The organism is Sporosarcina sp. FSL W7-1349 (assembly GCF_038003045.1).
Classification (GTDB): domain Bacteria; phylum Bacillota; class Bacilli; order Bacillales_A; family Planococcaceae; genus Sporosarcina.
Window position 1 is genome coordinate 1276378 of the sequence record NZ_JBBOOK010000001.1, and the last position, 12996, is coordinate 1289373.

11 protein-coding genes are annotated in these 12996 nt (G+C 48.9%); 7 read left to right on the forward strand and 4 right to left on the reverse strand.

All coding sequences use genetic code 11. From position 1 onward, the window contains the following. Positions 1-16 precede the first annotated feature (16 nt). The 4 genes from MKY41_RS06380 to MKY41_RS06395 form a co-directional block, all read right to left on the reverse strand. Positions 17-802 (reverse strand): carbohydrate ABC transporter permease, encoded by a 786-nt coding sequence (locus tag MKY41_RS06380; RefSeq protein ID WP_340744241.1) that lies wholly within the window; start codon positions 800-802, stop codon positions 17-19. Between the two features lie 11 nt (positions 803-813). Next, complete coding sequence (locus MKY41_RS06385) at positions 814-1698, reverse strand: carbohydrate ABC transporter permease (RefSeq protein ID WP_340744242.1); 885 nt, start codon at positions 1696-1698, stop codon at positions 814-816. Between the two features lie 24 nt (positions 1699-1722). Next, positions 1723-3039 carry an ABC transporter substrate-binding protein gene (locus MKY41_RS06390; RefSeq protein ID WP_340744243.1) on the reverse strand — a complete coding sequence of 439 codons (1317 nt, stop codon included), beginning with the start codon at positions 3037-3039 and terminating at the stop codon, positions 1723-1725. A gap of 217 nt (positions 3040-3256) precedes the next feature. Then, a complete protein-coding gene (locus MKY41_RS06395) occupies positions 3257-3847 on the reverse strand; it encodes a glycerol-3-phosphate responsive antiterminator (protein WP_340745649.1) in 591 nt (196 codons plus the stop codon). A gap of 148 nt (positions 3848-3995) precedes the next feature. On the opposite strand from MKY41_RS06395, the gene MKY41_RS06400 reads away from it, so the two are divergent. The 7 genes from MKY41_RS06400 (at position 3996) to MKY41_RS06430 (ending at position 12847) form a co-directional block, all read left to right on the forward strand. Next, a complete protein-coding gene (locus MKY41_RS06400) occupies positions 3996-4796 on the forward strand; it encodes a S1C family serine protease (protein ID WP_340744244.1) in 801 nt (266 codons plus the stop codon). Between the two features lie 183 nt (positions 4797-4979). Then, positions 4980-5987 (forward strand): hypothetical protein, encoded by a 1008-nt coding sequence (locus MKY41_RS06405; protein WP_340744245.1) that lies wholly within the window; start codon positions 4980-4982, stop codon positions 5985-5987. Between the two features lie 30 nt (positions 5988-6017). Then, positions 6018-6668: a hypothetical protein gene (locus MKY41_RS06410; protein ID WP_340744246.1), complete on the forward strand. Its 651-nt coding sequence runs from the start codon at positions 6018-6020 to the stop codon at positions 6666-6668. A 134-nt stretch (positions 6669-6802) separates the two neighbouring features. After that, the gene (locus MKY41_RS06415; RefSeq protein ID WP_340744247.1) at positions 6803-8974 is read left to right on the forward strand and encodes a YhgE/Pip domain-containing protein; all 2172 of its coding nucleotides are present in this window, start codon (positions 6803-6805) and stop codon (positions 8972-8974) included. A 150-nt stretch (positions 8975-9124) separates the two neighbouring features. Continuing rightward, a complete protein-coding gene (locus MKY41_RS06420) occupies positions 9125-10732 on the forward strand; it encodes an S-layer homology domain-containing protein (protein ID WP_340744248.1) in 1608 nt (535 codons plus the stop codon). Further along, positions 10729-10980, forward strand: coding sequence for a DUF3006 family protein (locus MKY41_RS06425; RefSeq protein ID WP_340744249.1), 252 nt, complete (start codon positions 10729-10731; stop codon positions 10978-10980). Before MKY41_RS06420 ends, MKY41_RS06425 begins: the two co-directional genes overlap by 4 nt. A gap of 181 nt (positions 10981-11161) precedes the next feature. Continuing rightward, positions 11162-12847: a methyl-accepting chemotaxis protein gene (locus tag MKY41_RS06430; RefSeq protein WP_340744250.1), complete on the forward strand. Its 1686-nt coding sequence runs from the start codon at positions 11162-11164 to the stop codon at positions 12845-12847. Positions 12848-12996: the final 149 nt, after the last annotated feature.

The following is a 12996-nucleotide window of genomic DNA, read 5'->3' on the forward strand; positions in this document are numbered from 1 at the left end:
CTGCTCCCCCTCGCCTCTACTTAATGCCTGAATGCATAAAACTTGAAATAAATTGCTTTTGAAAAATAAAGAATGCCAGCAGTAATGGGAAAATGACAAATAACGTGGCAGCCCCGACCACACCCCATTGCGCTCCTGAATCCGAAGCTTTGGCAAACATCGAAAGCCCAACTGTCAAGGGGCGATGGTGATCGGAATCCGTTACGATAAGCGGCCATAAAAAATTGCTCCATTGGTGGCAGACGGATATCAATCCGAACGCGATATAGGTCGGTTTAGCCAAAGGCATATAGACATGCCAAATCGTTTGGAGCCGATTGCACCCTTCCATTTTGGCCGCCTCTTCCAGCTCATACGGAATCCCTTTAAACGTTTGCCTTAATAAAAAAATGCCGAAAGCTGATATGAAATAGGGCATCATAATAGCCCATTTCGTATCGTACAACCCTAATTTGGCGATCGTATTCGAGTTCGGATAAATTAATAATTCGATTGGAATCATAATTTGAACAAGATAGAGAAGAAAAACAATACCTTGACCAACAAAACTCATCCGCGCAAAAGCATATGCCGCCAGTGTCATCGTGACGAGCTGGACAATTAAAACCCCAATGACAATGAGGATCGTATTCAAATAATATTGAGCAAAAGGGGCAGAGTTCCAAGCCTCGACAAAATTACGGAATGTCAGGGAGAACCCTTTCGCTTTTGTATCTTCAAACGCCATATAGGTAATTCCAAACAGTGGAAGCGCCCAAAGAAGGGCTAATGCATACGTTGAAATATTAATGAGCCTGTTCAATGGAATCCTCCTTAACTGTAGTGAATTTTCCGATCCGTTCCAAAAAACTGTACGGCAGCGATGACTAGCATGATGACTAAGACAATTACAGTGACGGTCGACGCCTTTCCATAATCCATAAAACGGAATGTACTTTCGTAGATGTAATAGAGCAGGAGATTACTGGCGTTGTTTGGGCCACCTTGCGTCATCACTACAAGCTGGTCAACTGTTTTAAAAGCATTCGTCATCGCAATAATGAAAGAAAATAACGTTGTCGGCATCAGCAGCGGAAAGACGATTCTTCGAAATTGAACCCATTTGGAAGCCCCGTCTATATGAGACGCTTCGATTAATTCCTTCGGGATATTTTGCAAGGCAGCCAAGTAAAATATCATGAAAAACCCCGCCTCTTTCCAAATCACCATGACCATAATCGCGATGAGCGCTGTACTCGAATTCCCTAACAAATTCAGTTCCCCGGCACCGAATACTTTCAACAATTGGTTGATCATCCCGTATTCCGGAGTATAGAAAAATAACCAAATAAATGCGGCCGTCACCATTGGAATGATGACCGGATAAAAGAAAAACGTTCTAGCAAGACCATTCCCTTTCATCGTCCGATTCACCAAAATCGCAAGCAGCAGTCCTAAAAAAACACTTGTCGGCACCGTCCCGATTGCAAACCAGAGATTGTTCATGAATGCCTTCCGGAACACCTCGTCTTCCAGCATCATCTTAAAATTATCCAAACCGATATAGATCGGTTCCACTGTAGATAAATCCTCCCGAAAAAAACTCATATAGGTGGTTTTTACAATCGGATACAGCGTGAACATGATGAGGAAAATGAGGGACGGAAGGAGAAAAAGCCAAGCTGTCGCATTTTCTTTCACTAGTTTGCTTCTTCTCAATTCCTTCACCTCGTCGAATCTAGATTACTGATATGGTTGTAATAAACTTTCCGCTTGTTGTTGCGCTTTATCTAACGTTTCGTCTACATCCGCGCCATTGATAGCCGCTTGGATGGCATCCGATAAGATTTTGATGATCTTTCCTTGTTCATAAACGGAAATTTCCTTATGGGCAATCTCCAATTGTTCCATTGCAGTCAGCGCTTGTGGAAATGAATCCGTGTAAGCCTGTAGTTCAGGCGTTTCATAGCTTGATTGACGAGTGGCAATATAGCCGGTGTTCATACTCCACTCCGCAGCGCGTTCCGGATCGGCAATCCATTTGATGAATTCGAAAGAAGCCAGCTGTCTTTCTTCCGAAATATCTTTAAAGATATGGAAGTTTCCGCCTCCTGTTGGCGTGGCGAAACGTTCATTTCCTGGTAAAAAAGCGACGCCGAATTCAAAGTCCGCATTATTTTTCACATTAGTCAGGTTTCCGGTCGTCGAGAGCATCATGGCGGTCTTGCCTTCAATAAAATCGGTCGGCACTGTATTCCACTCCAAAACGCCTTCCGGCATGACTTGATGCTCTTTCGTCAAATCGACCCAGTATTGCAGAGCACCTTTAGCTGCTTCTGAATTGAAATACACTTCTTTTCCATCATCACTCATCAAGTTCTGTTGACCATTTTGCAGCGCCAATGCTTGGTAAATCCAATATCCGCTCACAGTAGCAGGCAATTCAATTCCCCATTGCCCTTCCTTTGTCAGCTTTTTCCCATAGTCGATAACTTCATCCCAAGATGTTGGGGCCGCCTCCGGATCTAGGCCAGCTTCCTTAAATAGGTCCTTGTTATAATAAAGCAGCACCGTGCTGCGCTGGAAAGGAACGGACCACGTCTTGCCCTCCGCCTGTGAATTCAGCATGAAACCCGGGAAGAAATCATCCATCATTGTTTGCGCATCAGAATCCGCTGCAATCATCTCATCCAAGGCGAGAATGGAATCTTTTATTTGAAACAGGTCCACGGACAAGAGGACAGCCAGATCGGGAGCTTTCCCATTTTTTACAGCCGTTTGGACTTTGGTCATCGTTTCATCGTAGTTACCACTGTAAACAGGTGTCACCGTCACCTTTTTACCGTTTACTTCGATTTCTTCTTTATTGAAATCTTCGGTGTAGTTGTCAATCACCTTCGTGATTTCCCCGCCGACATTCACTGGGTAATACCACGTCAAATCAATTGTTTCGTCATTCCCCTCTGCTGCATTGCCCGCATCGGTACTTTTCGTATTACAGGCAGCCAATAAACTCATGACTAGGAGTAGTATTGCTGCGATCAATGGAGATTTCTTCATCTTGTTCAACCTTCTTTCCGGATATAGTAATTGCCGTTACGCCAACTCTCTGAAAATCGCTCGCGAGCGTGCCCCCTTCCATTAAAAAGACCACAAATAAACTGTTCGCTATCAACAGCTATTTGCGGCCTCTCTAATCGCACCTATTTGCTATGTACTTTTCACTTGCTAACTATACTTGGGAATTATTAATTTCATATGAATGAATTGCAAAGGTTTAGTAAAGATGGGATAAGCCTGTTTTCCACAACTTGGTGTTCGAGGTTGTCACAGCAGCCGCCCCATGGTCCAAAGCGTCCTTTGCATGATCGGGAGTCGTCAGCAACCCACCCGTAATAATTGGGATCGGCGATGATTTGGACAGCTTCTCTAAAAAATCCGGCACTCTGCTCGGCATGATTTCAATAATATCCGCTTGGAAATGTTCAACATTTTCCAATAGATGATCGTAGACCTCTGTATCGATGAGAAAGATCCTTTGGATGACAAACAATCCTTTTCTCTTTGCTTTTCGGATGATATTCGATCTCGTTGTCACGATCGCAAACGGATGGACGTTTGCTATAAAATCTATGCCATAATCATCCACCTGGAGCCCGCCGATCTTCTCGACATGCACAATGACGGGCAATCCTTCTTTTTGCAGCACATCCACGTACTGTTTGACCGTTAAAATATTCCCCGTCATTAAAATGACCGCCGCAATGTTCTCTTTGTACTGAATCGCCTTTTCTATCGACTTCGGATGTTTGATCGCGGCAATGATTTTCGATGTCCTCAAGTTCTCTTCAAATCTATTTTTCATCATGTGATTCAAGATATCGCCTCCAGAAAAAAGTGTAGGTCCCATTTAGCAGTTCGTCAAACCCATCAATTGTAAAGGTGCCTGTCCCCCTTTACAATTCTACCTCCCCTTTCGTGTATAATGAATCTAAGAAACTCGTGGATGTGATCGCATGACTTCGAATGAAACAGAACAACAGAAACCGGATGAGGAGTTAACGGATGAGGAGCTGCAGGAGCTGGCGTTGGAAGCGCAGCGCGAGTACTGGGAGCAACGGGCGCAAAATCAGGGCAAACCTGCATCCCGGCGTCCGTTCCCCCGTTGGCTGTTTTGGCTGATGGCGACGGTGCTGCTCGTCAACACCTTCGCTTTCGTCTTTGAACTCGTCTCTATCCCGGCGGTAGAATTTCTGAAAACGTCAGCGCGATTGTCGGCGCAGGAAGATATCGCGGCCTACAAGAAATCCGTCGTCGTCATCGAAACAGGCGACAGCAAAGGGACCGGATTTTCGATTTCCAGCGAAGGGACAATCATGACCAACTACCATGTTATCGAAGGCAACGGACAAGTGACGGTATCCTTCCCAGACGACGGGCGCTATGTGGCCAAAGTGACAGAGACGTATCCCGCCATCGATATCGCGCTCTTGGAGGCGGACGGCGAGGGCCTCCCCCATTTGGAACTGGCGGAACAGCCGGACTATCCGGAAGGCGAACCGATTACATTCATCGGCAATCCACTCAGCTTCTCAGGTATTGCGAATGAAGGACAGATAATCGATTTTACCCAGCTAAAGGACTGGGAAGAGCCGGTCGTCATGATCCGGGCGCCGGTCTACCGCGGCAATAGCGGCAGTCCCGTGTTGAATGAAGACGGGCAAGTGGTCGGTGTCGTGTTTGCGACATTGGAACATGATGACTACGGCCACGTTGGGTTATTTGTGCCCATTGAAGCGGTGAAACGTGAAAGATAGAATCTAACTTGACACACTAAGCGAATCTGGTTAGACAGCCTCGGGCAGATGGTACGAATTTTAAGAGGAGTTAATTCAGAAGGAAGGCAGTCTACTACCGCTGCGTCCTGAAAGTGCCTTACTGTAAAATCCGGACGCCATTTTGCCGAGGCATAGTGGATAATAGAATAGGAGGGAAATGCGATGGAGCTGATCATTACTTTCGGCGTGATCATTGTGGCGATTGCCGTCCTGACCGCAATTGCCAACGGATACTTTCATGCCAAGGAGAAGAAATTCCTTTATTCCAAAAAACTGAAGCCGCCGGTCTGGGCCGATCGGGAGACGAAACAGCTTTTCCAACAATTCAATCGAGCCTGGTCGTATAAAATCGAAAAGACGGTCAACGTCCGGATCCAGAAGGCGAAACGGACCTTGACCGACGCGGAATTGCGGGAGCGCTGGTATGAGCTGAAGAAATTCCTGCTTCTCGCCAGCGTGTCCAAAGGGTTGCCGATGTTTTCGAAGAAAGTCGATGACGTCTGGCACTTCTTCCTTGAAGAGCATGTGTTGTATGAAGAGTTCTGTTATCAGTTCATCGGGGAACCAATCGAGCATCACCCGCATGAAAAACCGAAGCATTTGCCACAGGAGCGGGCTTGGTTCGATCTCCTGTACCTTTCGTTCTTTCCGGTTTCGTCGCATTCCCATCTATGGGGCGATTTCTTGCAGGAAAAGGAAGAGCACCAAGGATGGATCGAGCGTATCCTGCGCGATCCGGAAGGTATCAAAACCCAGTTCGGCCGGCAGCATGCGAGCGCGCCGACCGTCGAAGCGCTCGATGCGTTCTTGGATTTTGCCGAGAAGCAATTGGAACTGCCGGATCCGGCCACGCAAAAACGGGTACCCCACGTCGACGGCTATTGGTACGGCCCCGCCATTTTCGGCGTCTCGGCCTACGGAGGGTATGAGTATTATGAAGAACAAAAGAAGAAAAACGATGGCGGGGGCAGCGACGGCAGTGCAGCGGGGGCCGCGGGTCCTGTAGACTGGGAAGACGAGCAACATGAGGACTGGCATGACATCGCCAGCGATGTTAACACTTTTGAAGCCATTCCCGCTAGCGGAGGGTCTTCCGATTCCGGCTGGGGCAGTTCAGATTCAAGCAGCGGATGCAGTTCGTGCAGTTCATGTAGCGGCTGTTCGTCATAATTGATTTTAAGAAGTTGAGGAGAGTACGAAGTGGATAAGAAACAGCAGCAGTTAGTACAGTCATATTATGAACAATTCAACAAAAGATGGTTTGATGAGAAGTATTTTTACGGATTTTTACAATTGGTGCGGGAGGAAGCGGATGATATCCCGACCGTGAAGGCACTCTGCGATTTCATCTTGGACCGCGGGCAATCCGCCGGCCCGGTGAAGGATTATTTGACGGAATGCCAGCAGATCATCGGCAATTTAGGCAATGCAAAACGTCCGAAGCGGATCGATCCGGTGTTTTCATTCAAGGAGATCCGCAACGGCTTCAACACGCTGTTCGCGAAATGGGGATGGGAGAAACTGCCGCATGATGTCATCAACGATTTCATCCTCTGCCTCATTTCCCTTCTGCAAGGCGTGCCTCTGATTTCGGAGGCTTCGCAGAAGAAGGTCGGCCACTTAAGCTTCGCCGCCTCAAGCAAAGAAGTCTTCTTGATGGGCAATATGCGGACGCTTCACAACGGGCGCATGATCCCGGTGACGTTCCCCGTCCTGTCGGTGAAAAACATGTATGAGAAAATTACGCCGCGCGATGCAAAAGATACGCCTTATCTTTTTGACGAAGAGCTGATTGAAATCATCAATATGGAAGGACAAATGGTCATCACGTTCCCGACTATTGGAAACTGAAAGTATAGATAGAACGGCAATCCCGTTGCGGATGGCCGTTTTTTCTATGCCTCGACCGTCTCCCCCAAGGATTCGGTACTCTCTTGGATGGATATAGTAGGAATATCATCCTTTATTCCCAAGGGGGAACCGAATTGAAAAACAGTTGGAAAATCTATACGAATGACCTAAAAAGCGTCTTGTCGAATTGGGTTGTCCTGCTCATCATCGGCGGCTTGACCGTGCTGCCGTCGTTATATGCCTGGCTGAATATTTACGCTTCCTGGGATCCGTACGGCAAAACGGAAAATATGCCGGTGGCCGTTGTGAATGAAGACCGTGGCGCCACGGTTCGCGGGGAGCGGATCGAAGTCGGGCAGCAACTCGTGGACACGCTACAAGATAATCATGATTTCGATTGGCATTTCACGGGCCGCCGGGAAGCTATGGACCAAGTCACGAATGGCGATTATTTTTCGGTGCTCGTCATCCCGGCAGATTTCTCCGAAAAATTAGCCTCCGTCGTCTCGGATGTCCCGCAAAAAGCAGAAATCGAATATTATGTCAATGAAAAAATCAATTCCATCGCCCCGAAGATCACGCAAAAAGGGGCTTCCGTCATTGTAAATAAAATTAGCGGCCAATTCACTGCAACGGTGAACGGCATCATTTTCGATTTATTCAATCAGTTAGGGATTGAATTGGAAAATGATTTGCCTGATTTGGAAAACTTTGAAGCCTATATATTCGAAATGCAGAAAAAGCTGCCCGAGGTGCATGATTTGCTGATTGGCATGACAGAGGATGCCGCCTCCGCGCAGACGATCATCCATCGGGCTCAGACGTTGATGCCGACCGTGCAAAATATGACTTCGGAAGGGCTCGACACGTTGCAGGACGCTTCCGCCCTACTCTCCAGCGCGCAGAAAAGACTGGCGGACATCTCCCCGGGCGTCCGGGAGGATTTGGAGAAAGCGTCCAAGGTCGCAAAGGATGTGGATTCCTTTTTACAGCGGGTGAACGGCGTATCACTCGACTTCAAGGAATTGGACCGGGTCAAAACGACACTCGACAATCGTTTGTCCGAGTCCATCGGCGTATTGAACGAAATATCGGAAGATGTGCAATGGCTTAAAACCATCAACCAGGAGAACGCGGCGGATGATGCCGTCTCCACAAGATTGGACGATGTATCGGCGAAAGTGAACAACGTCCAATCGTTTTTGCAGGAGTCGCAGACCAATGCCCGTTCGCTGAATTCGCTATTGCAAGGGAAACAGGAAGACCTCCGGAAAACGTTGACTGACCTGCAAAGCATTGCCGCGAACACATCATTGCGGTTGGACAGCTTCATCCAAGAATACAATGAAGTCATTGAACCGACGATCCGCAAAGAGACGGAGCGGGCCCGTTCGGTTCTGCAGCAGGCCCAAACAACGTTGACGACGATCCAGTCTACGCTGCCGAAAGTGAGCGCGACCTTGACGAGCGCATCCGGTCGGATTTCCGAAGGGCAGACGATGATCAAGGATGCATTGGGGAAATACCCCGTCGTCCATACTCGGGTCAATGAACTGGCCAGCCGGCTCCAGCAACTGCAGGACGAAACGGATCTCCAGGAAATTATCGAATTATTGCGCAATGACCCGGAGGCGGAGCGGAATTTCTTTGAAGAACCCGTCACGTTGAATGAACACAAACTGTTCCCAATTCCGAATTACGGCACCGGGATGACACCGTTCTATACCGTACTATCCCTTTGGGTCGGCTGCCTTCTGCTGATTTCCTTATTGTCGACGGAAGTGAAATCAGAGGAGCTGCCGACAGCGAGGCAGTTGTATGTCGGACGCCTCCTCACCTTCTCGACGATCGGCCTCTTGCAGTCGATCATCGTCACCGTCGGCAATTTAGTAGTCGTCGGCGTAAAACCACAAAATCCGGTGTGGTTCGTGCTGTTTGGCCTGCTCATCAGCCTGTTGTTCATCATCATCGTCTACACGCTCGTCTCTTTATTCGGCGATGTCGGAAAAGCGCTCGCCATCGTCCTGCTCGTCCTTCAGATTGCCGGGTCCGGGGGTACCTATCCCGTCCAGCTGTTGCCGGACTTCTTTCAATGGATCAACCCGGGACTTCCCTTCACCTATGCAATAGACTTGATGCGGGAAGCGGTCGGCGGCATCGTTTGGCCCCGGATCACCCGGGACCTCTCCTTCCTCCTGCCAGTCGCGATAGCCATCTTTTTAATCGGGTTCTTCTTCAAAAAGAAGATCAACGAAAAGACACGCCAGTTCTTAAAGAAGTCACGGGAATCGGGTTTGCTGCATTAGAAAAGCCGATCTGGAATAAACCGCCGGTGCCTCCTCAAAATGGATGGAGGAGCCGGCTTTTTTCATGTCCATATCCACTTCACAAATACTAATTAGTAAGGAATAATAACAGGGTACATGAATGGTAAACAGCTAGGAGGTAGCACAACCATGAGAAAACTAGTTTATGTATTCATGGCATTTCTGCTGATGGTCGGATTGATTCCTGCGCAGCAGGCGGAGGCCAAAGGATTTCCGGACGTCACACAATATACGGAGGAAATCAATTATTTAACGGATCAAGGTATCATCACCGGGTTTCCGGATGGCAAGTTTAAACCGAAAGAGAATCTCACCCGGTTGCAAGCGGTGACGATGATTTTGCGGGAGAAAGGGATCACCGACTTCACGGCGCCCGACCCTGGGTTCACGGACCTCAAACCGGGCAACCACGGCTATGACCGGGTCGCCAAGGCGGTCCAGCTCGGGTTCATTTCCGGGAAGACGAACCCGGACGGCAGTAAATATTTTGATACCGGCGCTCCACTCACCCGGGGGCAGATGGCGAAAATCCTCGTCGAAGGGTACCAGCTTCCGAAAACGCGGGATGTCCGATTCACCGACGTGCCTGCCAGCAATGGCTTCAAAGATTATATTAGCGTGCTCGCCACTGAAAATATTACGACCGGCTTCTTGGACGGCACATTCGGGCCCAATCAAAAACTCACCCGCCAACATTTCGCCGTCTTTATGGCCCGGATGTTGGAGGATCGGTTTAAGCCTGCGTCAAATCTGATGGTGCATTATATCGATGTCGGTCAGGGGGATGCGATATTAATCCAGTCGCCGGCTGGGAAGAATATGCTCATCGATGGCGGGAAAGAGTCCGCTGGCGATAAAGTTGTCGCGTTCCTGAAATCCAAAGGCGTCACGGAGCTTGACATCGTAGTGGCAACCCATCCTGATGCGGACCATATCGGCGGTCTGCCCGCTGTGTTGAACAGCTTCCCGGTCAAACAGTTCATCGACAGTGGGAAAGCACATACGACGCAAACTTACTACGAATTACTGCAATTAATTGATGCGAAAAATATCCCGTTCACCGTCGCGAAGACCGGCCAAACGCCGGATTTCGATACGAATCTGACTGCAACCATCCTTCATGCGGACGATCAAGCGGCCGAGAGCAATGATGCGTCCGTCGTCGTTCGCCTCGTTTACGGATCGGTCAGCTTTCTGTTCATGGGTGACGCCAGGGTTTCATTGGAACAGGAAATCATGCAAAATTACAATGTACGGAGCACCTATTTAAAAGCGGGCCATCACGGGTCCGACACGAGCAGTTCCGCGGCATTCCTCAACGTGGTGAAGCCGGCGGGGACAATTTTATCGTATGGAAAAGAGAATTCTTATGGCCATCCGCATGCCGATGTCATTAAACGATTGCAAACAGCGGAATCTAGCATCTACTCCACCGCTGTGTCGGGCGACATTACGGTGACGACGAACGGCAAAACCCATACGGTCTCGGCGAAAGCATGGTCGGGCGAAACAGCTCCGAAGCCGGAACCAGCACCACAGCCAAAACCAGACCCGACACCGGTGCCAACACCAACACCGGATCCTGGCTCGGGAACGTATGTCATTCCGGGAGCACCGACGACTTTTGCGAACTGCACGGCTATGAAAAAATATTATCCGAATGGGGTGAAGAAAGGACATCCGGCATACGCATCCAAGCACGACCGGGACAACGACGGGTGGGCCTGCGAATCATGACAAGACAGGAGATATTCACACTGGATCGGATCGACGATGGCATTTACGTATTCCTGAAACGTTCGGATGAGCGTGAGGAATTGCTCCTCCCCTCTTCTGCCATTCTCGTCGAGCTGAACGAAGGCGACATCGTCCAAATTCGGCAGACGGGAGATCGGTACGAAATCGAACCGTTGCAGAAGGTAACGATGGAAATGAAAAGCAAGGTGGAAGAGCTGCTGGAGAAATTACAAAACAGGAAAATGTAATGGATAATCAGAGCGGTTCCGAAAGGCAGTGAGATTCTGTCGCCGGTTCCGCTCTCGTTTTGACACGAATCTGTAATAGGTAGGCACTTCTAAAGGATCAAATCCATTTCTTCCAAACCGATAAAATTGTGTAAGATAAGATGCTAATGTCTTATTAGTAAAATCAGAAGGAGTTCTACATATGTCAATTGCGAAGAAGATTTACGGAGGGTTCGGTCTTCTCTTGGCCATCTTGCTCATGTTCGGCGGCTACAGTGTCTATCAATCGAATAAGACAAGCGGGGAATATGAGGAAATGTTCGATGTGCGCGTCGTCCAATCCCAATTAGCGGAGGCGATTCAAAAAGAAATGGCTATGCAAGGCCTGTTTATCCGCGCCCATATTTTACAAGGCGACCCCGAGTCACTCAATAACTTGAGAGAGCACCAGCAATTGCTGAAAGACACCGTTCGGCAATTAAGTGCAGACGTCAACTCAGAAGAAATGAAGAGCTATCTCGAAGAAATCGAAACGAATATCACGCGTTTCGACCAAAGCGCGGAGCAAGTCGTGGCATTGGTTAAAGCCGGGGACGTGGCGAATGCCCAACGACTGATGAACGGCGATGCGCAGGCAGCAAACACCGCCATCTCGGAAGCTAGCGGGAAAATGGTCGCCTACCAGGCGAATCTCCTTGCGGAAGACCGCATTGCAATGGAACAGAATGCTGCGTCCGCAAAAAGGGGGATGTTCATCTCTATCCTCGTCGACATCAGCCTTGGACTTGTAATCGCGACATTCATCGGCCGGAGCATTTCCCGCCCTGTCAAGATCCTTGCCCAAGAAGCGGCCATCATTTCAAGCGGTGACCTGACTTCCGAAGATTTACAAGTGAAGTCAAGGGATGAACTGCGAGATTTGGCAGATGCCTTTAATACGATGAAACGGAACTTGCATACCGTCATCCAAAATGTTAATGACAATGCCCTGCATGTCACATCTGCAGCGGAAGAACTCTCCGCGAGTACCGAAAACGTATCCAAAGCATCGCAAGAAGTGACTGTCAATATGGAACATATTTCAGCAAGCGTAGCAGTCGCCTCGAAAGCCGCAAAGGAAAGTTCCGCCGCAATGGAAGAAACAGCGGTCGGTGTCCAGCGTATCACGGAAGCGGCCCAAGAACTAAACCGTCATGCAGCCGAAGCCGAAATGCTCGCAGGCAACAGCGAGACATCTGTCCAGTCGGCGAAGGATCAAATGGCGGTAATCCATGAATCTTCGAATGAAATGAGTGTCCAAATCCAACAGTTAAGCAGACAAATCGTTGAAATTGAAAACATCACGAGAGTCATCACTGACATCACCGAACAAACGAACCTGCTGGCCCTGAACGCAGCCATCGAAGCAGCCCGCGCCGGCGAACACGGTAAAGGCTTCGCGGTCGTTGCGGATGAAGTCCGGAAACTCGCGGAACAATCGAAAGCCTCGGCAAGCCAGATCGTCCAACTGACGACGGCGATCCAGCAAGATACAAAAAATGTCGAATTGGCCGTCGATATCAGTTTGCACAACGTCGAAGAAGGTGTTGGCGTAATTGACGAAGCCGGCCGGGCCTTCTCATCCATCGCCTCTGCAATCCGGCATATGAGCGGGCAAATCATCGACATCTCGGCCGCCACAGAAGAACTGTCGGCCAGCGCGGAAGAAGTGACGGCCTCCGTCCAAGAAATCGCCGACCAAGCCGCCTCCTCTTCGAGCCAAGCCGAACAGAACACAGCTGCTGTCGAAGAACAGATGGCCACCTTAGAAGAGATCAACTTGGTCGCCCACAGCCTCAGCCAACAGGCGCTCCAACTGCAACAAGCAATTCGGGAATTCAAAATTTGAAAATGGTGCCAGGCACTCACACAATTCTGAATTGTTTGGGTGCCTGGCACTTTTTTTATAGGTATGATACTTTTTTAATATTTCATCATTTCGTCACTTGACCGATAATTAAGAAGAGTAGCTATTTTAAAGGACTTTCGACATTCTTG